Genomic DNA, 25774 nt, shown 5'->3' on the forward strand with positions numbered 1-25774 from the left:
ACCGACCTTGGCCGCCCACGACGCGCGCGGAGCAGCGAAAGCCTGCCGACCGTGTACCCTCACAACGCGAAGTAGCCTGAATACGTGAAATTCGTCAGAGGATTCTGAGGAGCGTGGCCGATCACAGAAAGCTGACCGGTCAGAAAACGCGCAACTGCTTGCAGTTGCGCGTCGATCGGGCGGCCGGAGAAACCTCAGGTGGGATGGATGTCGATGCCGTGCAAGACGGACCAGTCCAGCTGCGGCACGCCGTTGTCGTGGGAGAGATGGGGCATGACGGCACCTGCTGCATCGTTCGACGTGCGTGGGTCGGATAGGTCGCTCGCCAGTCCCGGTAAATCGGCCGCGCCCGTTGCCGGCTTCTCCAGGCTGCCGTTAGCGGGAAACAGGTCCGGCGAACCGTCCTGCAGCAGATCGGACAGCGACAGCTTCAGCGCATCCGGCCGATCAGCATGAGCCGCCCTGTCGAGCCATGCCGGCTCGACGCCGTCGGCGGCGTCACGGACATGCGGCGACACCTGTGCTTCCGGCCGAACCGCCTCGGCGATGGGCTGGCTGCCCGGTCGACCGACATCGGGCGCATCCTCGCCGTGCAATCGCGCCGACGTGACCGGTGCTCCCGCGACCGCCGGCACCTCATGCGCGGCGCTTGCCGCATCCGCGACATGTCGCTCCGGTGGAACCTCGCGAGCGGTGGCATGCATCGCGGCGTCGGTCGCGGCGTCATCGATCGGCGGCGAGGCGAACAGCGTATCCAGTCGATACCAGGCATCCTCGATCTCGATCACATACATATTGCTCGGCCCCAGCATTTCTCCGTTCGGCCCTTCCGCGATCACCGAGAACGCGTGGACACCTTCGTCCAGATCGTGATCCGGAACGTAGGACCAGCGGCCGTGCCCATCGGCGTGCACCGAGCCGATCAGGTCCTGCGCGTTCTCGTAGAGATAGACCAGATAGCCGGCCGCCGCCGTGCCGACGATATGCGGTCGCAGAGCATCCGTCGAACCATTGGGCGCGACGATATGGTGGGCATCATCATGGATGGCGGTAATGGCCGGCTCGGGCGGCGGCGGCGGCACGGCCGTGTCGACCTTGAAACGGAACGGCTCGCTGGGGTTGCTGAGAACACCCGTCACGCCGATTACGCGAGCCGTGATCTCATGCGGGCCGTCGAGCAGATCCCCGGCCGGCTCGAACCACCAATTACCAAGCGCATCGGCCCTGGTACTGCCGATCCCGACCACCATCGTGCCCAACCTGTCATACAGGTAGACGAGCGCGTCGGCATCGGCGATGCCCTTGACCAGCGGCCGCGCGTCGTCGGTCACGCTGCTGCCGTCGTGATTGAGCGGCCCGATATCGGCACCGACGTCGTCGATCACGTCGATGATCAGGGGTTCGCGCGGCAGGCTGGTATCGATGCGCAGCGTATAAGGTTCGGACGGCTCGCTGAGGTTACCCGCGATGTCGGCGGCGGTGGCCCTCACCTCGTAGACGCCGCTGTCCATGTCCTCGTCGGGCACCACGGACCAGGCACCCTGCGCATCCGCCTGCGCTGAACCGAGCACGATCCGCTCGCCATCGATCAATGCCTCGAGCGTGACGATCGAGAAAGGCTCCGACACGCCCCCGAACATCGGCTTCGTATCGTCGGTGACGCCCGACTCCATGATGTTGCCGACCAGCGAGCCGACGTCGTCCATCACCATGGTGATGGCGGGCGGCTGCGGCGCCTCGGTGTCGATGACCAGCCTGAAGCCGTCGCTCGGATCGCTGAAATGGCCGGCCGCGTCCTGCGCGACGACGGTGAACACATGTTCGCCGTCGAACAGGCGCACGATCGAGGTGAAGGTCCATTTGCCGGCCGCGTCGGCCCGCGTCGAGCCGAGCACGGTATCGCCATCGCGCACGATCACGAGCGAGCCGGGCTCGGCGCGGCCGGTGAAGCCGGGTGTCTTGTCGTCGATGCGGCTGCCCGATGAAGTCGGCCGCTGGATCGGACCGACGTCGTCCATGGCCGAATCGATGGTCGGCCGGCCCGGCGGCGTGAGATCGATCACCAGGGAAAATGGCGCCGTCGTGATGGTCTTGCCGTCGAGCCCCACCGAAGACGCGGTCACGTTGTGCCGGCCCTCCGACAAGGCAACCGGCAGGATCAGTGACCAGTGGCCATCGGCATCCGCCAGCACGCTGCCGACCTGCTTGCCGTCCACGCGCACCTTCACCAGCGAATTGGCGAGCGCCACGCCGGCAATCTCCGGACTCCGCTCGTCGGTCGCCTGGCCCGGCTGCAGCGCACCCACGAGCACGCCCTCGTGATCGATCACGGACTGGATCGCGAGAACGCCGCCTGGATCGCCGCCGCTACTGTTGCCGAAGGAGCGGGTATCGACCGTGAAGTTGAGTGCCAGGCTGCGCTCGGTGGTATTTCCCGCCGGATCGGACAGGGTGGCCGAGAAACTGTGAGGGCCGTCCGCCAGAGGTTCGCTCGGACGAAATGTCCAGGTATTGTCGGCCTTGACACGCGTATGACCGATCACCTGATCGCCATCGTAGACCGTGACCAGCGTGCCCTTATTGGTCATGTAGATGAGGTTTTCACCCCTGCCTCGATAGATCGGCATCGCGTCGTCAGTCACGCCATCGGGGCGGATGTATCCTTGCGAAGAACCGACATTGTCGGTCAAGGTCTCTTTGTTCAACAGCCATGTGCCGGGCGGAAACGAGGCCGAGACTAGCTTGAAGGTCTGCAGGGACGGTGTATCCCGCGCCCCCGCCGCCAGACGGAAGCGCTGTGGCTGACGTATCGGATCGAACAGCGGGCCGAAGTTGACCTCGAAAGAAAACCGGCCATCCGCGTCGCGGTCCACATGATACGTGCGTTGCTTCACCCACTCTTGGCCCCCCGGAAAATACTGCCCCTGGGTGTACAGCGTGACGGTGTCGCTCGTCGACCATCCCTTCAATGTCACGCGGCCGTGCGCCCAACTCCCGTAATGCAACTCGCCATCCTTCCATTCGGCGCCGTCGATCCAGGCTTCGTTGTGCCCCTTCTTGACCGGCAGGACCCGGAATTCATGGGGCTCGCTGCGCGCGCTGCTGTTGCCGGCCTGGTCCGTCACGACCGCCGTCAAACTGTGGCGTCCTTGGGAATAGGGCTGCGCCGGCACGAAACCCCAAAGGCCATGTGCACCCGCGGTCGTCGAGCCGATGACACGATCGTAGTCGTAGACCGTGACCGTCGCGCCAGGCTCGGCATTGCCCATGAACTGCTCCATCGTGTTGATGGTGCCCATGTCGGGTTCGAGCGGGTCCGACTGATTGCCGAACACCCTCAGGTTCGTCGCCACTTCCGGCGGCTCGGTGTCGACCACCAGATCGAACGCCCAGCTTTGCGGGCTGGTTCCCGAGCTTGCCGTGATCCGGTACTCGCCGTCGGCCAGCGGATGGGAAGGCGAGAAGGACCAACTGCCGTCGGATGCGGCCTGCACCGAGCCCAACGACACCCCGTCCGCGAATACCGTGACCAGAGAATCCGGCGTCGCCCTGCCCCGGATTTCCGGCGTGACGTCGCTGGTCGGCTGACCAGACTGCAGCAGGCCCTGATGCCCGAGCACCTGATGGAGCGCGATCATGCCGGGCAGGCTGTGCGCCGCCGAGGTGTCCACCCTGAAGTCGATCGCCTCGCTGCGCGGGCTCGGGTTACCGGCTTCGTCCACCACCACGGTCGACAGGCTGTGGGCCCCCTCAGCCAGCGGCGCGAGCGGCCGGAACGTCCATGTGCCGTCGGGCTGGACCCGCGTCTGGCCCAGCACCTGGTCGCCGTCCAGGACCTTCACGAGCGCGCCCGGCTCGGCATGGCCGCTGTACACAGGCGTCGCGTCGTCGGTCCTGCCGCCGTCGGCGATGACGCCTCGTGCCGGCCCCACGTTGTCGCGCAAGGACATGCCGCTGGACGGCAACGGCGCGACCATGTCGATGTCGACGAGGAATTCGCCGGTCCTCGCGCCGAGCGTGCCGTCGCCATTCTCCGCGGCCGCCGTGAAGCGATGCTCGCCATGCGCCAGCGCGCTGTCGGAACGGAACCACCAGCGCCCCGTCTCGTCCGCCGTCACACGGGCAAACTCGTCGCCGTCGAGATAGACGTGTACGACGCTGCCGGGCCGCGCCGTCCCCATCAAGGTCGGATTCTCATCGGCAGTCACGCCCTGGTGCGGGACATTCCCGCTGCCGGGCAGCTTGGCGTCGAGCACGCCCGTGATAGCCGCGGCGCTCGCCACACCGCCCACCAGCACCGTGAAGGGAAACGCCTCGCTGGCCCCGCTGATGCTCCCGGACGAATCGCGCACGATCACCTGGAGCCGGTGCTCGCCATCGACCAGCGGCGCCAGGGGCGGCGCCGGCTCGAATTGCCAATTGCCGCCGGCATCGGCCCGCGTGCTGCCGAGTTGCAGCGTCACGCCGAGCACATTGTCGAACACGAACACGACGCCATGCGGCGACGCGCTACCCTTGATGACCGGCTGCGCATCGTCGGTGCGATCGTAGGGCTTCAGCGGCCCGGTTTCCTGGCCAACGTCGTCGATCACCTCCAGGATGGCGGGCGGCGGCGGCTTGTGCCAGCCGGTGGTATCGACATTCACCACGAAGGCATCGCTCGCGATGCTGAGATTGCCGGCATCGTCTCGCGCCTTCACCGTTAACTCGTGCGCGCCGTCGTCCAGCGGCCGGGACGGCGTGAAGCTCCAGCGACCGCCGCGGTTCGCCATGGTCGTACCGATCAGCAGGCCGCCGTCGTAGATCTCCACCTTGGCGCCCACCTCGGCCCGGCCCTGCAGGGTCGGCGTGGCGTCGTCCGTGAAGTCGTGACTGGCAAGTGCACCTTGCTCCTTGCCCACGTCGTCGAAGACCAGGTCGATGGTCGGCGCCCCAGGCGGCACGGTATCGACCACGAGGTAATACGGCGCCGACGGCTCGCTTTGCTGGCCGAGCGGATCCGTCGACTGCGCCAGCAAGGTATGCGCACCTTCGGCCAGCCGATGGCCGGCATCCGGCACGAAGCGCCAGTTGCCCTGTTCGTCGGCGACCGCGGAGCCCAACACCGTATTCCCGTCCCGGATCGTCACGCGCGCATGCGGCTTGGCGACACCCTCCATGGCCGGCAGCGGATCGTTCGTAAAGCCGCCGTTCGGCACATCACCGGTGTGCGGCTCCACGTCGTCGATCACGCGAACGATCATGACCGTGCCTGGCCCGGATACGTCGATGCGTATCGTGTGAGGCTCGCTCGGCATGCTGCTGTTGCCCGCCGCGTCCCGGGCAATCACCGTGAACACGTGCTCGGCCTCGGCGAGTGCCGATCCGGGCGTGAAACGCCAATTTCCCTCCCCATCCGCCACGCTCGATCCGATGACGTCGAGGCCGTCGCGCACCACCACGATGGCGCCGGCTTCGGCCTTGCCTGACAAGGTCGGCGACGCATCGTCGGTCATGCCGTGATCCGGGACCAGGCCCGTCAGCGGACCCACGTCGTCGTGCACGGCCTCGATCACCGGCCGGGGCGGCGGGGTGGTGTCGACAGTGACGAGGTAGTCGCGCGACGGCGCGCTGCTGTTGCCGAGGCGATTGACCGATACCACGCTGAAATGGTGATCGCCGTCAGCGAGCGGCGCGGCGATCGCGATCGACCAGGTTCCGCTCGCGTCGATCCTGGTACTGCCGATCGGCTCGGCGGCCCCGTTGTCGTAGGCCAGCACGACGGTGCCGATTTCCCCGCGCCCTTTCAGCGTCGGTGTCGCGTCATTGGTCGCCTCGCCCCGATTCACGATGCCGATGCTCGGCTCGACATCGTCGATCACCCAATCGAACAGCGGACGGCTCGGCACCGCCGGCCCGATCACCACGGCGAAAGGATCGGAGGCCGGACCGCCTTTGCCGTTCTCGGCGACCTCGATCGCGCTCAGGCTGTGCTCGCCGGCCGTCAACGGCTGCTCGGCGGGGATCGGGAATGACCAGCTACCGTCGGGCGCCACCGTCGTCGCGCCGGCCAGGCTGCCGTCGACATAAACGAGAATCGCATCCCCCGGCGTGTTCCCCGTGCCGACCAGGGACGGGCGCGGATCGTTTGTCATGCCCGTGCTCTCGATACGCCCGCCGCCTTCCGCATCGGCAAGCAGGTAACGGATCGCGGGAGCGCCGGCCATGTCGTCACGCGCCGCCGCATCACCCGGGATAGATCGCACCGAGTTCGAGGATCCCGACGATGCCACCGCCACACCCGCAGCCAAGGCAGCAAGACCGAGCGCGCCAATTCCGAGCGGGGTCCAGTCAGGCCCGCCGGCGGCATTGCCGGCGGCGGCTTCGGGCGCCGTCGCGCCGGGCAGGGCAAGCGTCGCGACGGCATCGTCGGCCAGCGTCGAAACCCCGATCGATGCCCCGTCGTACGAGTAGTACTGCCCGTCCGCGCCTTCGGCGATCAGGCTGCCGCCCGAACCGATCGCCTGGTCACCGTCGTAGATCGTCACGATCGCACCCGGCTCGGCCTTGCCGCTATAGGTCGGCGTGGCGTCGTCGGTAACGCCGCCGGCTACGATCGGCCCGGTCGCCGGGCCCACGCCGTCGATCAGCGACAGCTCGGTCGCGACGGCCGGCGGTGTGGTATCGACGACGATCGTGTATGCCCCCGTCTCGTCGCTCAGCTTGCCGTTCGACACTTCCGCAACGGCCGTGTAGCGGTGCTCGCCGTCGCTCAACGGCGTCTCGGGACGGAACGACCAGCGGCCGTTCGCGTCGGCCTGGACCGTTCCGATCTCCTTGCCGTCCAGACGCACATGGACCAACTGCCCGGCGGGCGCCGTACCCATCACGGTCGGCCGTGTGTCGTTGGTCACGCCCGATTGCTCGACATGGCCGACATGCGGTGCCACGGCATCGAAGACGCCCGAGATCGCCGGGGCAGTCGGCACGCCGCCTACCAGCACGGTGAAATCGAAGCCGTCGCTCGGCTCGCTCCGGTTCCCGGCCTTGTCGGTCGCCACCGCGCTCAGGTGATGATCGCCATCGACCAGCGGCGCATACGGCGCTTGCGGACGGAACGACCAGTTGCCGTCGGCATCGGCCCGTGCGCTGCCGATCAGCAGCTTCGTTCCCATCACCGTGTCGTAGATCAACACCACGCTGTCGCGCTCGGCCAGGCCTTTCACGAGCGGCTGGGCGTCGTCCGTCGTCTCGCCCTGCTGCAAGGGGCCAGTCACATCGCCGACGGCGTCGATCACCTCCGCGATGCTCGGCTGCCGCGGTGCCGAGGTGTCCAGCAGCATGACGAAGGCCTCGCTCGGCTCGCTCAGGTTGCCGGCGGGATCGCGCGCGGTCACCGTGAAGCGATGCTCGCCGTCAGCCAGCGGCCGGCCCGGCGTGAACGACCAGTTGCCGTTCGTGTCCGCCAGGGTCGAGCCGATCGGCTGCCCGCCGTCGCTGATCACCACCAGGGCACCCGCTTCCGTGCGCCCGCTCAGGGACGGCGTGGCGTCGTCGGTGGCGCCGCCGTTCGCGATCAAGCCCTGCACGGCACCCACGTCGTCGCGCACGGCATCGATGCTCGGACGATCCGGCGCGGTGATATCGACCGTCAGATCGAACGGAGCGGTCGGCGGGCTCTCGACGCCGTTCGTGGTTGCCGTCGCGGTGATCCGGTGGTCCCCCTCGGCGAGCGGGTTCGGCAAGGTCAAGGACCACTGACCCTTCTCGTCGGCTTGTACCGACCCGACGACCTGCTGGTCGACCAGCACCTTCACGATCGCGTTGGCGCCTGCCTTGCCGCGAATTTCCGGCTGCCGATCGTCGGTCGTCTGCCCCGGCTGCAGGGCGCCCTGCACCTCGCCCACATGGTCGACCACCTGGTCGATCGCGATCGGCACCTTGCTGGTATCCACGGTGAAGTTGATCGGCTTGCCATGACCGCTGACATTGCCCGCGCGATCGGTCACCGTCGTCGAGAGGCTGTGGGCGCCATCCTCCAGCGGCTCGCTGACACGGAACTGCCAACTCCCGTCGGCCTTCACGATGGTTGAGCCGATGAGCTTGACGCCGTCGTAGATCGACACGATCGCGCCGATTTCCGCGCGGCCGCTGTAGGCCGGCGTCGCATCGTCGGTGGTGGTGCCGTTGGCGATCGGCCCGTGCAGCACGCCGACGTCGTCAAACAGCACTTCGTTGAGGGACACGGACGGCGCGATGGTATCGATCAGGACAGGGTACGGGCCGGTCGACTCGCTGAGCTGGCCGTCGGCACCCTCCGCCCTGGCGCTGAACGTGTGCTCGCCGTCCGGCAGCGGCGCGGTCGGACGATAGGACCATTGGCCGGTGGACGTGGCGATCGCCGTGCCGACTTCCTTGCCGTCGATCGACACATGCACAATCTGCCCGGGCATGGCGGTGCCGTTGACGGTGGGCTGGGCGTCGTTGGTCGCGCCGTTCGGCTCGACATGACCGATCTTCGGCTCGACTGCGTCGGTCACGCCCGTGATCGCCGGCGCGCTCGGCACGCCCTGCATCACCGTGATGCCATAGACCTCGCTCGCCACGCTTTCGTTGCCGGCCGCATCCTGCGCCATCGCCTCGAACTGGTGATCGCCGTTCTTGAGCGGCGTGTCGGGCCGCAAGGTCCAATTGCCATCCGCGTCGACCAAGGCCGAGCCCACAAAGGCGGTCGCGCCGTTGATCCGATCCTCGACAAACACGATGCTGCCCGGCTCCGCGGTGCCCTTCAGCGTCGGCCGCGTATCGTCGGTCGTTTCATCCCGGGCGATCGATCCGGTCACCGTGCCGACATCGTCGATCACGTCGACGATCGACGGCGCCTCGGGCAGCGGCGAGGCCGGCCGGAACGTCCAGTTGCCGTCGGCATCGGCGCGCGCGCTGCCGAGCAGCACCTGCCTGCCGAAAACCGTGTCGTAGACCATCACCAGGCTGTTCGACTCGGCCTGGCCCTTCAGTACCGGTTGCGCGTCGTCCGTGACGTCGTTCGGCTTGAGCAAGCCCGTTTCCTCGCCCGCCTGGTCGTGCACTTCCGTGATCGACGGTTTGCCTGGCGGGGTGGTATCGACGTTCAGTTCGTAAGGCCCGGACAGCTCGCTTTTCGCTCCGGACAAGTCCTTCGAGTGAGCCGTCAGGACATGCCGCCCTTCGGACAGCGGGTGCTGCCGATCCGGCGTGAAGCTCCAATTGCCTGAAGCGTCGGTCGTGGTCGAGCCCAGCACGGCGCCGTTGTCGAGAATCGTCACGGTCGAGCCCGGCTTGGCCGTCCCCTGCAAGGTCGGGCTGGTGTCGTTGGTATCCCCGCCGTCGGGCACGGAGCCCGTCTGCGGCGCCTGATCGTCCAGCGCGTCGGTGATCACGACGCGCCCGGGGCCCGAGGTATCGATGTTCACCGCATAGATGTCGCTCGCCGCGCTCTCGTTGCCGGCCGCGTCGCGCGCCGTGGCCGTGAAATCGTGCTCGCCGTCGGACAGGCTCACCGGGGGCGTGAAGGACCAGTGGCCGTTGTTGTCGGCAAAGGTCGAGCCGATCGCCGTGCCGCCATCATGGATCGTCACCAGCGCGTTCGCCTCGGCCCTGCCTTTCAGCGTCGGCGTCGTGTCGTCCGTCACGCCGTGGTTCTCGACCGGGGTCTGCACGGCCCCGACGTCGTCCTGCACCGATTCGATCACCGGCTGCGCCGGCGGCGTGATGTCCACATTCAGCGTGAACGGCTTGGTCTGTTCGCTTTCCGTGCCGTCCGTGGTCGAGCTCGCCGTGATCGCATGCTTGCCTTCGGACAGCGCATCCGGCAGCTTCAGCGACCAGTTGCCATTGGCGTCCGCCTGCGTCGAGCCGGCCGCCTCTCCATCCACATACACCTTCACCAGCGAATTCGCGCGCGCCTTGCCCATCACCTCCGGCTGCTGGTCGTCGGTCGGCTGGCCGGACTGCAAGGCGCCTTGCGACACACCCACATGGTCGACCACCTGGGTGATCGTGATCGCCAGCTGGCTGGTGTCCACCGTGAACTCATGCGCTTCGCCGTGTGCGCTGCTGTTGCCGGCCCGGTCCGTCACCGTCGTCGACAGGCGATGCGGGCCATCCGCCAGCGCCTGCGGGAAACGGAAGGTCCAGTTGCCGTCCTCGCCCACCACGGTCGAGCCGATCACCTGGCCGCCGTCGTGGATCGTCACGATCGCTCCCGCTTCGGCACGGCCGGTGTAGATCGGCGAGGCGTCGTCCGTCGTCGCGCCGTTGGCGATCGGCCCCGTCACGTCACCCACGCCATCCACCAGGACCTCGTTCATCGAGGCGGCGGGCGGCGTGGTATCGACCACGATCGGGTATTCACCGGTCTGCGAGGTCCCGCCGCCGTTGGGCGCCGGCGCGGATACAGCGAACATGTGCGAGCCATCCGCGAGCGGAGCCTCGGGACGGTACGTCCAGCGGCCCAGTTCGTCCGCGGTCGTGCTGGCCACGTTCCTGCCGTCCATGAAGATCTGGACGATACTGCCCGCCGCCGCGGTACCGATCACGGTCGGCTGCGAATCGTTCGTCACGCCGAATTTCTCGACGTTGCCAACGTGAGGCTCGACCGCATCGAACACGCCGGTGATCGACGCCATGACCGGCACGCCGCCAACCTGCAAGGTGAAGTCGAACCCGTCGCTGGCCTCGCTTTCATTGCCGGCCGCATCGCGCGCGATCATGGTCAGCCGGTGGTCGCCCTCCGGCAAGGGCGACGAAGGCTGGAACGCCCAGTTGCCGTCGGCATCGGCCACCACGCTGCCGAGCAGTACCTGCTTGCCGAATACCGTGTCGTAGATCAGCACGAGGCTGCCGGCCTCGGCCGTGCCCTTCAAGTCCGGCTGCGCGTCATCCGTGATGTCGTGCGGATTCAGGGGGCCCGTCTCGGTCCCGACCTTGTCGACCACCTCGACGATCACCGGCGGCGCCGGCGGCGTCACATCGACCTCGAGGACGAATGGCTCGCTGGGCACGCTGACGTTGCCCGCCTCGTCCTCCGCGCTCACCGTCAGCACATGCTCGCCCTCGGGCAGCGGCGCGCGCGGCGTGAAGGTCCAGGCGCCGCTGGAACCGGCGACGACCGATCCGATTCGGGTGTCCCCGTCGTATATCGCCACGATCGAGCCGGCCTCGGCCTGCCCCGACAACACCGGCTTCGGATCGTCGCTCACCGCGTGATTCTCGAGCGCGCCCTGGATGGAGCCGACATGGTCGACCACCTGAAGTATCGTCGGCTGGGCCGGCGGCGTGGTGTCGATATCGACCGTGTAGGGCTTCGACATGCTGCTCTTGCGGCCCAGATGGTCCTGCGCCTGCGCGGTGAAACCGTGGCTGCCCTCACTCAGTTCGTCCGGCACGCGGAACGACCAGGTACCGCTCTCGCCGATCTTCACGCTACCGATCGCCTCGGAACCCCCGTTGTCGTAAACGTAGACGATCGAGCCGATCTTGCCGCGCCCCTCGATGGTCGGACGCGTATCGTTGGTTGCCTCGTTGCGGTTGACGATGCCGACGTGCGGATCGACGTCGTCGACCACGCGATCGATCAGCGGCCGGCTCGGCGGCGAGGTGTCGACCGTCATCGTGAACTGGGTGGGATCGCTCGCGTGGCCGAGCGAGTCGACCTCGACGATCGAGAACGTATAGGTGCCGCCGACCAGCGCGTCGTCGAGGGACAAGGACCAGTTGCCCTCGGCGTCGACGGTGGTACGGCCGAGCCGCTCGCTGCCGTTCCAGATTTCGATCGAGTCGCCGGGCGTGTGCCCTTGTCCCTTGAAGACCGGCGTGATGTCCTCGGTATAGCCGCCGTCCGGAATCGCCTTGAGTTGCGGGCCTTCGTCGTCGTAGACGCCGGTGAGCAGCGGCGCGGCCGGGCCGGCCTTCGTCTGCGGATGTTCGGTCGGCCGATCGTCGACGGCACTGTCCTTGCCGCGCGCGCTGTCGACCAGGCCGCCGGCGAGCACCGCCGCCGGCACCGCGAAGGCCGCGCCGATGGCGCCGAGCGTGCCGAGACCGAGGGCACCCGCCCCCGGCGCGGCCGCCATGGTGTCGGCGAAGCCGGGCGGCAGGCTCGATTGACTCAGCTCGACCGACGCGCCCGCATCCTCGGCAAGCGACGACAAGGCCGCGCCCGAATTCGCGTTCGACGACACCGCATATTCGTAGTACTGCCCCCCTTCCGCCTCGCCGACAAGCTGGGAGCCCGAGCCGTAGTAATTCTCGATGACGACCTGGGGCTGATCCGCGCTTGCGCCCTCCAGGCCGATATGCAGATCCTGGCCGACGCGCTTCACGGCCACCTGGCGCGGAGCCAGGCCGGTCGATTCGTCGATCAGCACGAACTTGCCGTTCGCCACCGCATCCAGGCTTGCCGGCGCACCCGCCACGCCCGGCTGCAATTCGATCGTTTGGGTAATGGTCTTGCCGCTGACTGCGGCGAGCTTGATGACATGATTACTCACGGTCAATTCCTTGATTGATTGTCGAACATCGACTGAATAACTCACAAACACGATTCCACTGGATATTGGATTTTTATTTATGAATTCAGCGGCCTTCCCGTAAAAACGACAACAAATTCTCGATAGAAACGCCGTGTCTCAACAAGCTGACTCGTCAGAGCAGGAAAAATATCGACAAGCCCTCTTCATGCCTTCCGCAGCAATGCCGAATCGATGATTGACAGCCAACAAAATCGTAAGGAAACGGCTTAATCCGCTATTCTCAAGATTCAATCCATTTCTTATGAATGGTTATTGGCATGTTTTTATTATGAGATTTATGAAAAATTACCCTTGCCGATATCAGGCAATGATTGGCACGGAGACTGACAAGTCGCCTCTCTCGAAAGCCTCGATCAGGAAGAACGGCAACTCGAGAGACCATTGGCCATCGCGCACGATCGCGTCGTAACGAAGCGATCCATTCGTGCCGTCATCGAGAGTCACCGTCTGCATGGCGCCGTCGGCAAGCGCACTGGGGCCGCCGACGGCGCGATAGCTCGCATTGCTGCCCACGTGGAATTCGACGTCGCGCCAGCGCACCGGCGGATGCGCAGGAAAGGGGCGCGCATCGTGGAATCCGAACAGCTCGTCATGATTGAGCACGCTGTCGCGGATCGTCGGCCACAACACGGCGCGCAGGAAGTACTGGTCGGTGAACCTGCGCTCGTCCGGGCAACTGCGCACGAAGTCGGCCATCAGCGGCGCGATCGGCGGGAACACGCCGCGGCAGCCGGCCCACATGCCGGCCAGCAACAGCTCGGTATGCGTGAAGTAATCCCTCATGTGGTGGAACCAGCGTCCGCTGTCGAGCCAGGCCTCGATCGCGGCGGGCTCGCGTTCGGACAGGAGCGCGTCCGCGTCGCGGATCATGAAGCGCGCCACCGCCGGATCGTCGAGCACGAGAAAGCGCCACATCGTGCCCGGCATGGCCAGGCGTAGCGCGTCGTCCACCCGGATTAGCGTCGCGCCCGCCGCCTTCAGTCGGCTGCGGACATGATCCGGCACCGTGTCGTCGTGATAAACGCGGCAGGTCCATGCCGGAAACAGCTCACCGACGATCCGGGCATTCATGACCAGCGTTTCGCAATAGCGCGGCTTCGCGCCGTACAGGCTGTAGGCGATCACGTTCCGCTCGGGCTGCCGGGAATCGAAAGGCGTCGGCCGACCCGGCGGTACCGCCCACTGACGACGGACGGAGAAGCGCGCGTCGGCGGCCGCCAGCGAGCGATATCCGTAGCGGCGCAGTTCGTCGTGCTTGCCGAGCCACCCGCATGCTTCGGCGAGGCCGTCGATCCAGGTCGGCGCGAGTTGCTGCTGGCGCGCCGGTTCCAGCGCCTCGATGCCGCGATAGACACGATAGGCGTCTTCATGACGGCCTTCGCGCATCAGGCACAGCGCATAGTCGCCCAGCACGGTCGGGTTGCCGGGTGCCAGCGCCAACGCGCGCTCGGCCAACTGTCGCGCGGCGCGATAGCGGCCGGCGGCCATCGCGGCGCGAAATTCGCCGGCCAGCTCGCGCAGGCGCTTGCCGGCCGCGCCGCCGGCGCGCGGCAGCGAAGCGCGACGCGGGTTGCCGTAAACGGGAAATCGTGAATTCATCTCAAGGCTCCGAAGAAGCGCCGGTGCGCCGATACGGCGCCTGGCAGACAGGAAAGGCGAACGCCGCGGCAGCCACCGCCGCGACGGCGATCGGACATCAAGGGACTGTCAGGAGCCGCAACGGCCGGTGGACGCGGAACCCGCCCGCCACGCGGCCTCGCCGCCTCGCGCATAACGCGCGTGAAGGCGGAGCACCTTCGCGACATAAGCCCGTGTCTCGTCGTAAGGTGGAATCCGTCCGCCATGGCGGGCGATGGCGCCCTCGCCGGCGTTGTACGCGGCCAGCGCGAGTTCGCGCGCGCGATAGCGTTGCAGCAGGCCGCCGAGGAAACGGGCGCCGGCCAGGATGTTCTGCCTGGCATCGAACGGGTCGCTCAGGCCGTATTGCGCCCCCGTGGCGGGCATCAACTGCATCAGGCCGACCGCCCCCTTCGGCGAAATCACCCGAGGGTCGCCCGCCGATTCGGCATGAATGACGGCCAGCAGCAGCGCAGCGTCGAGCCCGCAGGCGTGCGCGATATCGCCGACCAGCGGCGCGAGCGCCATCACGCGCAAAGAGGTGTGAAGATCCCGGGCGGCATCCGGCAGCGGGTTTCCGGTATCGAACGTCAGCATCACGCCGCGCGTCGGCGCACTTGCCGAGCGCGCGGCGTCGCGCATGCCGCCGACGATCATCATCACGCCGCCGGCACCCGCTTCCCCGGCTCCGCATGCAAGCGAGGCGATCATCACGAGCCGGACAAGCCGCCGCCGGCAACCCTTCCCGACCGCCGCCGACCGAATGCCGGCCCACCGCCGACTCATCGCTCCATGTCCTGCCCGCTCGCGCCGCGATAGGCGGACTGCATCCGCACGACGACCTCGGATTCCAGCGCGATTGGCCAGCGCCCCGTCACGCGCCCGTCCTCGAGCTTGCGTCGGCACAGGAAGTCGGGTTTGACGGGCGCGCCATAGGGATCGTGGTTCGCGTCGGCCGGCTCGGTGGCGGTCAGGCCGTCGAGCCCGACCGCGCCGATGCCGTTGATCGCGTAGTACACGACACGATTCACGAACGGCACGACCATCTCATGGCAGTAGTGCACGCGGATCTTCAGCAGGTTGGCATCCTGGATGTTGGTGCCCGACTCGCGACCGATATTGGTTTTGCGATAGCGCAGCAACTCGTTCGGAATCTCCCTCACGGTGCTGCGCGACTGCGCGTCGTAGCGCGTCTGCCCGAAATCGTCGAACTGCTCGCGCGTCGGGTTGATGATGGCGATGCGGGCACGGTCGCGTACCGCCTGGTCGGCCCGCGCCAACGCGGCGCTCGCGCCGGCCGCGTTCGCCTCGTACGCATAGAGGGGAGACAGGCCGCGAGCCAGGCCACGCTGCATCGCGTCGAGTTCGGCGTGATTGACGGCCCCTTCGCGAGCCGCCTCCAGCGTGGCCGAATCGAGCGTCGCCCGGGCCTGGAACAGCAAGGCGTATTGCAGCAGCCCGAAGCAGAAGAACAGCAGCACGGGCGCCACGATCACGAACTCGACGAGCGACTGGCCGCCCTGGCGAATGCGCGTGCCTGCCCGACGGGGCTTCATGTCAGGTCCCCCAGCACGATCGTCGCCCCCGGGCCGATTCGATGACGCGCGGCGGCGCCGGCCGCCATCTCCAGCGTCCTGGCGCCACGCCAGTGCATCAGGACGCGCCATGCCCGCACCTCGCGGTGCACGGCCAGGACGCGGCCCGCGCGATTCACGAACAACACGTCGATCGGGAAACGCATCCCGAAGGTGTGCACGCTGGCGCAGCGCTCGAGCAACAGCGCCTCGTCCTCGGCTAGCGCGTCGCGCCCGAGCAGGCCTCGCAGCCGCTCGCGCGCCGATTCCGCCAGGGCCACGCGCACGCCGGTCGCCCGCCCGCTCACGAACAGCCGGCCATGCCTCACAGGAAGCCTCCCTGCACGAAACGCATCGCGATCGGAAAACCGAGCACCACGAAGGTCACGGGAAAGATGAACATCATCAAGGGAAACACCAGCTTCACCGGCGCTTCCATCGCGAGCTTCTCGGCACGCTGGAAACGCTCGGCGCGCCGTTGTTCGGACTGGAAACGCAGCGTGCCGGCAAGCCCGGAACCCATGCGCTCGGCCTGGATCACGGCACCGACGAAGTTGGTGATTTCCTTGATGTCCTGCCGTTCGTCGAAACGGCGCAGCGCATCGGCGCGGTTCAGGCCGGATTTCAGGTCGCGCAGCACATGTTCGAACTCGCTGCGCAGCGCGCCGTCCGGCCCTTTCTCGACCGCTTTCTGGATCGCGCCGTTGATGTTGAGCCCGGCCTCGACGGCCAGCGTCAGGAAGTCGAGATAGATCGGCAACTGCTTGCGGATCGCCACCACCCGGGCGCGTCGTACATCGCGTACCCAGATACGGGGGTAGCTGTAGCCGAGCAGGGCGGCAAGCGGCAGCACCAGCAGCGAAAAGCTGTCGAGCGCGAGCATCGCGAACACTGCGATCAAGCTAGCGATCGCGGCGGACAGGACGCTCAGGGCAATGAACTGTCGCGCCGTCATCAGGAAGATCAGGTGCGTGAGCCGCAATTGAAGCTCGACCCGTGCGACATAGGCGGCGGAGAGGTGTTCGCCGATCCCGTGCTCGACGAGGTTGACCAGCGGCCACACCAACCGCAGCCAGCGCGGCAGGGGATCGGAATAGGCGCGATCCTCCTTCGGTACCGCTCGTCGCAACTGCACGACCGAGCGCAGCAGCAGGCCCAGCACCAACACGGCGCCGAAGCCGACCAGCGTGGAGACCATGAAAATCATCGATACCCTCCCGAATTCCCTTTCCCGCGACTCAGACGTCGATATTGGTGATCTTCGAAATCGCCTTGTAGCCCAGGAATTCCATCACCGCGATCACGGCCAGCGTCAGCCAGCCGATCCGCTCATGGAACAGCGGCGCCATCGCTTCGGGCTCCATGAAATTGAGCACGACCATCAGGCCCAGCGGCAGCAAGGTCATCACGATGCCCTGCATGCGTCCCTGCGACGTCAGGGCCCGGATCTTGCCCTCCATCTGCAGCTTGGCGCCGAGCGTGCGCGCCACCGATTCGAGCGCTTCCGCGAGATTGCCGCCGACTTCCCGCGAGATGGTGACGGCAGCCGTCACCATCAGGAAGTCGGGAACGGGAATGCGCCGCTCGATGTTCTGCATCGCGATATCGAGGTCGATGCCGAGACGCAGTTCGCGCATGAGCAGCTCGAGCTCCCCCGAGATCGGCGCGGGTGCTTCCGATACGACACTTTCCATGGCCACCGCGAAACTCGCGCCGGCACGCAACGCGCCGGCCGTCATCAGCAGCACGTCCGGCAACTGGCGTTCGAGCAACGCGATGCGGCGCTTGCGCATCATCGCGAGCACGCGGCGCGGCGCCATCAAGGCCCCGACCAACGCGACAACGGCGAGCAGCACGCTGTCGAACAGGAAATAGGCGAACAAGGGGAGCAGGACGATGGCCAGCAGGGACAACAGCGCGCTCTGCTGGCGATTCACGAATACGTACATCTCGGCGAGCGAGGCCTCGATCTCGCCCGCGACGCGGCGCGACCGAGCCGTCATGGCAACGCGCCCCAGCTTGAACACCACGACCAGGAGGACGATCGTCCCGGCGAACATCAGCGCGAGCAGCACGAGGAGGTTCATGCATGCCCCGTCTCGGCGCCGCCGGTGAAGATCGAGGTGTCGACCGGAATGCGCCGGCGTATCAGTTCCTGATAGAAGTCCGGCACATAGGACGTGGGATGGAAGACGCCCTGCACCCGGCCATCCTCGCCGAAGCCGTCCTGCCGGAACACGAATACGTCCTGCAGCTGGATCACGCCCGATTCCATCCCGCTCACCTCGGTCACGTGGGTGACGCGCCGCGAGCCGCACGAGAAACGCGTCTGCTGGACGATGATGTCGACCGCCGAGCAGATCTGCTCGCGAATCGCCTGCACCGGCAGGTCGAGCCCGGCCATCAGCGTCATCACCTCGAGGCGGGCGATGCAGTCGCGCGGCGAGTTCGCATGAGCGGTCGTCAGCGAACCGTCGTGCCCGGTATTCATGGCCTGCAGCATGTCGAGCGCCTCGCCGCCGCGGCATTCGCCCACCACGATCCGGTCGGGCCGCATGCGCAGGCAGTTCTTCACCAGATCGCGGATCGGCACCGCCCCCTTGCCCTCCATGTTCGGCGGACGCGCTTCGAGCGCGACCAGGTTCGGCTGGGACAGTTGCAGCTCGGCGGCATCCTCGACGGTCACGATCCGCTCGTCGTCGGGGATGTAGTTGGACAGCACGTTGAGCAAGGTGGTCTTGCCCGAACCCGTGCCGCCCGAGATGATGATGTTCGCGCGCTGCTCCACCGCCGTGCGCAGGAAGGCCAGCATGTCGGCCGACATCGATCCGAAATCGATCAGGTCCTCGCCCGTCAGCTTGCGCTGGGAGAACTTGCGGATCGTGATGCTGGGCCCCTTCAGGGCCAGCGGCGGGATCACCGCGTTGACGCGCGAGCCGTCGGACAGGCGCGCATCGACCATCGGCGAACTCTCGTCGATGCGCCGGCCGATCGGCGCGACGATGCGCTCGATCGCGCCGAGCACCGCGCGGTCGTCGGTGAAGATCACCCGCGAGCGGGTCAGCTTGCCGCGTCGTTCGACGAAGATCTCGTCGTGGCAGTTCACCATGATTTCGCTGACCTCCGGATCGGCGATCAGCTCCTCCAGCGGCCCGAGCCCGATCACTTCGTCGAACACGCTCTTGCGCAGCGCCTCGAGCGAAACATCGGCCGAGCGGAACGCCGCGTCGTTGTCGAGGATCTCGTCCAGCGCGCCGCCCACCGTGCGCCGCAATTCGTCATCGTCCATCCGCGCCACGTTCAGGCGGCGCAGATCCAGCTCGGCGATCAGACGCATATGCACCGTCTTGCGCAGTTCGATGCCGATTCGGTTGTTGATGGCCGGCGTCGGCAACTCGGGAACGGGATTCGCGCGGCGAGCAGGCGGGGGATCGCTGCGTGCCGCCGGCACGGACAAAGCGGGCTCCGCGGCGGTCCCGACAAGGGCCGTGGCAGGCACGGCCGCGACCTTGGCGCCGTCCTGCGCAGACACGCCAGGGGGCGCGGCGGGCATCGCCAGCGGGTCCGCCGCAGCCTGCACGGGCGACGACGGCTCGGCCACGACACGCAGCTTCGCCGTGCCGATCTCGATTTCGTCGTTCCCGGTCAAGGGCCCGAAGGTCTCGATGGGCGCGCCATTGACCAGCGTGTTCGCGATCCCGCCCTGATCCTCCAAATACCAGGCATTGCCTCGCGCAACGATGCGCGCCTGGATCCTGCCAACCAGCATGCCCTTGATCACGACATCGCACTCCGGCGACTTGCCGATCGTGCAACCATCCTCGATGCGAACGACCTGCGGGGCGCCGTGGCGCAATTGCACTTGCAGACTCAGCACGGTGCTGTCTCCTGTGGCTGGCTCATCGTGACTCGGTGCCGGCGGCGCTGTCCGGCGTCGCGACCTTGGCGGGGCGCCATTCGATCGGCGTGGCGGGAATCGTGACGGGTTCGGCGACCGGGGGCGGCGGTGCGCCGTTGCGCGGCAAGGAGCCCTGAGCCGGCGCGTCGATGCCATCGAGCAGGCGACGCTGCGCCGAGGGCGAGGCAGGACCGAAGGATGCCGCCTCGCCCCGCGCCGGCCGTGTCGGCGCCGGCGCCGGCGCCGGGCGAGGCGGTACCCGGCTGGACACCGGACTGCCCGAAGCGTCGTCACGGTCGTCCTGCATGGCCTGCGCGCGCAGCGGGCCGACCGGCTGCGCGCGGGTCGGTCCTATCGCCTGCCGCGCCTCGTCCTTGCCGCGAGCCCGATCGCGTTCCGCGAGCGGACTCGGATCGCCGTGCCGCTCGTGGAAGCCGCGATCGATCCGGTCCGCGCGCGCGAGCAGGTCCGTATTCGGCGCGAGCGTCGGATCGGAAATCATCGGCGTCACGAAGATCACGAGATCGCTGCGTTTCGAGCGGAATTCGTCGGAGCGGAACAGGCGGCCGATGATCGGCAAGCGCCCTAAAAACGGCAGGCGGCTCATGTTGCCGATCGCATCGGCATTGACCAGGCCGGAAATCGCCATCGTCTCGCCGGCGCGCAGGGAGATGTCCGAGCGGGCGCTGCGCGTCAGGAAACCGGGGTAGCCGCCATAGGACACGGAAGGATCGATCTGACTGATCTCGGTGTCGATCTGGGCGGAAATCACGTTGTTCGCGTCCACCACCGGCTTGATGTCGAGCTTGATCCCGTAGTCCTTGTATTCGACATCGGTGGTGCCGAGCGCGCCGGCACGCGGAATCGGTACCTGCCCGCCGGCCAGGAAACTCGCCGTGCCGCCGCTCTTGGTATTCAGCTCGGGCGCCGCGAGGACATACGCGTCGCCCCTGGTGATCATCAGGTTCAGCGTCGAGGCGATATGGGTCGAGATCCCCGCGATCACCATGCCGGGCCCCGCCACGGCCTGGCTGCCGATGTAACCCTGCGCACCCGCCTGTGGCCCGGCGATCTTCTTGTCCCACTCGATGCCGAGATTCTCCTGCGCATTGCGCGTGAGCTCCATGATCCGCACCTTGAAGTGGATCGTCTTCTTCAGGGCATCGCCCTCGTCGACCGCGATCGCGTTCACCAGGTTCGGCACGCCCGCGGTCGCGGCCTTGATGCGCCCCAGCATGTCGCGATGCACGGTGCCGGTCAGCAGGATGTTCGGCCCGGACTCGATCACCTTCACGTCCGGCACGATGGCCAGCACCTCGCGCAACTGCGCGGCGGTTTCCCGGACATTGCCCTTCGCCACGCGCACGGTGGTATTCAGCGCAATGCCGTTGGCGGTCCAGGCCACCAGCGAGGTGACGCCCGCCTTTTCGGCCAGCAGCATCAGCCGGCCGTCCACCACGTTGGCCGTCACCAGGCTGCCGTCGCCGATCGCGATACGCTTGATCCGGCCCGGCACGTCGATCAGGCGGATCTCGCCTCGATAGAGATCGAGCAGCGCGTGTTGCGCCGGCGTCGCGTTTTCCTCGTGTTCGGCCTGCCGCGCGGCCAGGGCCGGCGGCGCACCAGGAATGAGCAGCGCGCCGAGCAGCAGGCCGGCCGCGAAGCGGCAACCGCGGCGGGCCGCGCGATGTTGGTTTTCCATGAACGACTCGTATCCGTTTCGAAGCTCAGCGCGACGCATCGGCTGCACCGGTTTCCGCCTGCAATCTGCGGGCAATCGCATTCGCCTGCCGATAGGCACTGCCCGCGGCGGACGCCGGGGCAACCGGACTCGGCGGCTCGCCGGCAGGCGAGGCGGCGGACCGGACGTTGACGTCGACCGGATCGATCGCCACCTGCACGGTCGTGCTCTTGCCGCCGCCGGTGATGATCTCGACCCGTTCGCGATCGTCGGCGGGCGCATCCGCCCTGGCCGCGAACAGCTCGGTTTCGTCGAGCCCTCGCTGCACCGGATCGCCGGGATCCTTGCTGTTGCGCAGGACCAGCCGCAAGCCGCCGAGCTTCTGCGCGAGCGCGATGCGCGCCGCTTCGGCGACCGGCACCTGCAAGGTCACCGTGCCATAAGCATCGCGCCGCACTCCATCGGCCATGTCGCGCGCCGCCTCGCCCGCATCGCGCGGACGAACGTCGTGACCGGTCGCCAGCACCAGCACGCCGGGCATCAATAGCCGGATCGATTTCGTATCGCCCGCGGGATCGCCGCCCCGCGTGACGAAGGAGAGGGTTCCCACCCAGTAGAGGTCGACGCGGTTGCCGGGGCGCAGCATCGAATCGGTGGAGTTGATCGCGTCGATCGGCAGGGTCAGCGCGCGCATGCCGGCCGCAAGCGTGTCGGAGAAATCGCGGGCGCGCATGACGTCGACATCCTGCAGGCGCAATGGACGACCGCGGCGTACCGGCTTGACCAGCACGGCATTGCGGTGAAGGGTGAAATCGTCCACCTGCAGCATGTCGTCGTAGACGAGATCGGCGGAGATCTCGCGCGCGACGAACACCGCGCTGTCGAGCGGCGTGCCTGCCGGCACGTCGGCGCGCGGCACCACCACCGACACGCCGGGCCCCTCGCGACGCTCCGCTGCCTCCGCCTTGATGCGGGCCTCGCTCGCGAGCATGTAGCGATACGTGGCCCAGGTGATGCCGCCGGCCGCCGCCACGGCCATGCCGATCAGCAGCCAGGTATTGGCGAGCAGGGAACGATAGTTGATTCGATTGAAGATCACGATGCCGTCCCGATCCGGTCAAGACAGCGACAGCGCATAGCCATATGCGTCGAAGAACGATTTCAAGGACACCAGCAGCGTGTTGATCACCGAGGTGTCGCCGCCCGCCACCAACGCCCCGACGAGCAGGCCCAAGGCCACCACGTACTCGACGTAGGCCTGTCCTCCCTGATGCCGTGTCCGGCGCTTCAAACCTTGCATGTCAACGGCTCTCCATTACATTGATCACGGCAGTCGTCTGCCCCATCTGTTCGGTGAACACGGCATCCAGCCGGTAGGCGCCTCGTTGCATCGCCAGCGCGGCATCCGAGGAGCGCGCGCCTCGCGCGGGCGGCGGCGCCATGCTCACCATCGTTTTCCAGCCTTCACGCCGCAATTCGCCGCGATAGCGGCTGGCGCCATCCTCCGCGCGGCCGCCCAGCGCAATCACCCAGGTGCGCCCGGCACGGCCCGAGTCGCGGCTTTCGATATCGGAGAGGATCCGGCCGGCGGGGAGGACCGCGGCCGACTCCGGAATCGAGCGACGCGCGGCGGCGGGCATCAGTTGCATCGCGCTCATCAGGCCGTGGGCGGTATCGCCCGATGCGCCGGCCTGCAGTTCGAGCACGTACTGGCATGTCTCGTCGAGCCCGCTCAGGACGCGGCCGCGCGTTCCCTGCGTGCCCATCGACGGCAGCCCCTCGCGGTCCCAGTAGGCCTGGAACTCGCGCTCGACTTGCCGCGCCGACCGGTCGAAACGCAGGGCCCGGACCACCATGGCCCTCCCGTCCAACTGCATGTCGTCACCGATCCACACCGTGCTTGCCGCGGCTACCGGTTCCCGTTCGCAGGTGCCTGCCGTCGCGCTCCAGGCCCAGCAGGCCGTCAACACAAACGCCGCCGGATACCGCCGCCAGGACGCGCTCACTTGAGTGCACCCAGCGGTACGGATTCCGTGTCGACGTAGCCCGGCTTGAAGTAGCCCGGGCCGAGCACATCGCCGACACCGTCGATGGACCGCGCCAGCGTCTGCCGGTCGCGCGCCGTCAACATCGCCTCCGGAATGGCGGTGGGCGTCGCCAGTTTCTGGCCGATCGCCGCTACCACGCCCAGCCGGCCATCCGGTGTCCAGGTGTTGGTCGCGAGCGTCGCGGTACTCTGGAACCGCAGGCGCGACAGCGAGGGCCACAAGCGCTGCGCGAACGCGCCGCCCAGGTCGACATCCACCGCCACGCTGCCGTCCTGCATCGTGCGCGACGCCATCAGGAGCGAGACTTCCTGCTCGACGTGCGGCGAGCGATAGACGCCGATCGGCCGATTGGCGATCTTGGCGAGACTGCCGAGCATCCGCTCGGTCGCGCGGGTCGACACCATCACGTCGCGGCGATCCTGGACAAAGGCCGTGCCGCCAGGATCACGCCATGAAGGCGGCAAGGCGGCCGAAAGCGGCATGTCGGCATCCGTGCCGGAAATCGAGGTTCGACGCGGCGCCACGACACGGGCCAGGAATTCACGCCCGAGCACCTCGTCTGTTTTCGTCACGGTTTGCGCGCCCGCGCCGAATTTTTCGTACCACCAGCCATCGGTGCCGGTGCCGGTGTCCTCGGGGTTGATCCACACCGTGCGCTCCCAGGCGACGTAGCGCGAACCGATCAGCACCTTGTTGCGGACGTCGTTGAGCCGGCCGAACATCGCCATCGCCAGGAAACCGATGACGAACACCAACGCGAGCCCGGCCACCATCTCGACCATCGCCTGGCCGCCCTGCCGGCGCACGATGCTTCGCATTCCACATGTTTTCATCTAGCTTCCCCGCGGCTCGACGCATCGCTCGCGGAAGCGCGCATGGCATCCGGCACCGGTGCCAATCGCGCCTCCCAATAAGGATTGAACAAGCTGGGATACTCGGTGCGTCCATCGGCGCGCGACCATCCTCCGGAGTAGCGCAGCAGGCCGTATACGTAGCGCAGCCCCTTCTCGTCGGGCCGCGCGAAATAGGCCTGTCCCGACGCGAGCGCCGTCAAGGGCGGCCCGGACATCGATACCCCGACCCGGCCTTCGCCGAGCAGGCGTTGATCGCTGATCGTCGAGCCCTGATCCCGCACCAGGCGGATGGTGATGCGTGGCGCGATCTGGTCGGGACCCTGCCCGGCCAGGTCGCGATACGGTTGCAGCCCGCCGTCGACGTTCATCGAGACGCCCGACCCGGCCCGATACTGCGCCCGCATCGACGGCATGACCGTCCCCGGCGAGGGGCTCGGATAGCCATAATTCACGTAGCCGCCGTAGCCGTACCAGCTCTGGTAGCGGCTTTTCCGGCCGTTGCCCGCGCCGCCGCGGCCTTCCTCGCTCGTATCGTCGACGCTGGGCTCGATCTCCCGCACTTCCCGGAGCTCCCAATGTCCCTTCGCGCCCCCGTCGCCCGCTGCTCCAGCCTCGCCGCCGTCGTCGTCCCCATCCTCGACCCACACCTGGATCACCTTGGTCGTGGCGCAGTCATGCCTCGTCTGCACCCGGGTCGATGTGCCGTCGATGGCCTGCCAGCCCTCGCGGCGTGGCCGCAACTGCGTGCCGCCGATCAGGTCCGCTTTCCGGCTGACCGCCCCCCAGCACCCGTCCCCGATCACCGTTTCCTCTTCCTTGATCCAGCGCCTCGTCGTGAAACCGCCGAGCGTGGAGGCCGCGGTCACGGCTTCGGCAAAGCGGTCCGTCGGCCGCTCAAGCGGCTTGAATTCCACGGAATGGTCACGCCAGGCCGACAATTCCTGCTGCGATTGGGGGTCGTCGAATGCGCCGTCGGCAAGCCGCGTATCGGGCTGGTTCGCGCGCGCGACCTGGCCGGCCAGGCTCGGCACGCCCATCAGCGTGGCTTCGTGATAGCTGCGTTGCGCGTTGCTGAGCGCGGAGATGATGGTGTCGAGACTGCGCGTCATGCGCGGCAAATCGACGTCGAGCCGCTCGCGCACCGGATGAATCAATGCCCTCGCCTCGCGCTTCTTCCTGATCCACTCGTCCACGCCGTTCCGGCTGATCTGGCTCGCGACCTGATCCGCGGGCGAGTTTTCCGCGACGTGCTCGTCAAGCATGTCGACGAAGGATTTCAGGCCCACCATCTGCGCGACGGCGGCCTGGTTGGCGATCATCGCGCGGTTGGTGTAGGCGGAAAAGTTGTAGTCGCGGGCCTGCAGCAAGGCGGCCGCATAGGCGCTCGCATCCGCGGTGTTCTGCAACTGGATTTTCGCGCTGGTCAACTGCAGCGAGCCGAACGCGAGCAGGAGCGCGGCGCAGCCGACCGCCAGGAACAGCAGCGCGGGCAGCAGGGCCTGCCCACGCTCATCGGCGTGCCTTGTGTTGGCTGGGGCCGTCATGATCTAC

Annotated in this window: 14 protein-coding genes; all 14 read right to left on the minus strand. The window is 67.3% G+C overall.

Annotation, left to right across the window (positions count from 1 at the left end):
• Positions 1–194: 194 nt before the first annotated feature.
• Positions 195–12509: an Ig-like domain-containing protein gene (locus F3J18_RS10200; RefSeq protein ID WP_166912736.1), complete on the minus strand. Its 12315-nt coding sequence runs from the start codon at positions 12507–12509 to the stop codon at positions 195–197.
• Positions 12510–12851: 342 nt separating this feature from the next.
• Positions 12852–14039 carry a tetratricopeptide repeat protein gene (locus F3J18_RS10205; protein WP_167230895.1) on the minus strand — a complete coding sequence of 396 codons (1188 nt, stop codon included), beginning with the start codon at positions 14037–14039 and terminating at the stop codon, positions 12852–12854.
• A gap of 219 nt (positions 14040–14258) precedes the next feature.
• Positions 14259–14879, minus strand: coding sequence for a lytic transglycosylase domain-containing protein (locus tag F3J18_RS10210; protein ID WP_240154528.1), 621 nt, complete (start codon positions 14877–14879; stop codon positions 14259–14261).
• 71 nt (positions 14880–14950) lie between these two features.
• Positions 14951–15724, minus strand: a complete 774-nt coding sequence (locus tag F3J18_RS10215; RefSeq protein ID WP_166912738.1) for a TadE family protein — start codon at positions 15722–15724, stop codon at positions 14951–14953.
• On the minus strand, positions 15721–16071 hold the full coding sequence (locus tag F3J18_RS10220) for a DUF192 domain-containing protein (protein ID WP_013688862.1): 351 nt from the start codon (positions 16069–16071) through the stop codon (positions 15721–15723). The genes F3J18_RS10215 and F3J18_RS10220 overlap by 4 nt, the downstream gene beginning before the upstream one ends.
• The gene (locus F3J18_RS10225) at positions 16068–16949 is read right to left on the minus strand and encodes a type II secretion system F family protein (RefSeq protein ID WP_166912739.1); all 882 of its coding nucleotides are present in this window, start codon (positions 16947–16949) and stop codon (positions 16068–16070) included. Before F3J18_RS10225 ends, F3J18_RS10220 begins: the two co-directional genes overlap by 4 nt.
• 31 nt (positions 16950–16980) lie before the next feature.
• Positions 16981–17829: a type II secretion system F family protein gene (locus F3J18_RS10230; protein WP_166912740.1), complete on the minus strand. Its 849-nt coding sequence runs from the start codon at positions 17827–17829 to the stop codon at positions 16981–16983.
• Entirely contained in the window at positions 17826–19619 is a 1794-nt protein-coding gene (locus F3J18_RS10235) for an ATPase, T2SS/T4P/T4SS family (RefSeq protein ID WP_166912741.1), read from the minus strand. Before F3J18_RS10235 ends, F3J18_RS10230 begins: the two co-directional genes overlap by 4 nt.
• 22 nt (positions 19620–19641) lie before the next feature.
• Positions 19642–21342 (minus strand): pilus assembly protein N-terminal domain-containing protein, encoded by a 1701-nt coding sequence (locus tag F3J18_RS10240; protein ID WP_166912742.1) that lies wholly within the window; start codon positions 21340–21342, stop codon positions 19642–19644.
• 25 nt (positions 21343–21367) lie between these two features.
• On the minus strand, positions 21368–22360 hold the full coding sequence (gene cpaB / locus F3J18_RS10245) for a Flp pilus assembly protein CpaB (RefSeq protein WP_205195384.1): 993 nt from the start codon (positions 22358–22360) through the stop codon (positions 21368–21370).
• A 78-nt stretch (positions 22361–22438) separates the two neighbouring features.
• Positions 22439–22621 carry a hypothetical protein gene (locus tag F3J18_RS10250; protein WP_025099742.1) on the minus strand — a complete coding sequence of 61 codons (183 nt, stop codon included), beginning with the start codon at positions 22619–22621 and terminating at the stop codon, positions 22439–22441.
• Position 22622: 1 nt separating this feature from the next.
• On the minus strand, positions 22623–23327 hold the full coding sequence (locus tag F3J18_RS10255; protein WP_166912744.1) for a hypothetical protein: 705 nt from the start codon (positions 23325–23327) through the stop codon (positions 22623–22625).
• Entirely contained in the window at positions 23324–24187 is an 864-nt protein-coding gene (locus F3J18_RS10260) for a hypothetical protein (RefSeq protein WP_166912745.1), read from the minus strand. Before F3J18_RS10260 ends, F3J18_RS10255 begins: the two co-directional genes overlap by 4 nt.
• 11 nt (positions 24188–24198) lie before the next feature.
• Complete coding sequence (locus F3J18_RS10265) at positions 24199–25767, minus strand: hypothetical protein (RefSeq protein WP_166912746.1); 1569 nt, start codon at positions 25765–25767, stop codon at positions 24199–24201.
• Positions 25768–25774 lie beyond the last annotated feature (7 nt).

The sequence above is a fragment of the Burkholderia sp. Ax-1720 genome, from assembly GCF_011753035.1.
Classification (GTDB): domain Bacteria; phylum Pseudomonadota; class Gammaproteobacteria; order Burkholderiales; family Burkholderiaceae; genus Burkholderia; species Burkholderia gladioli.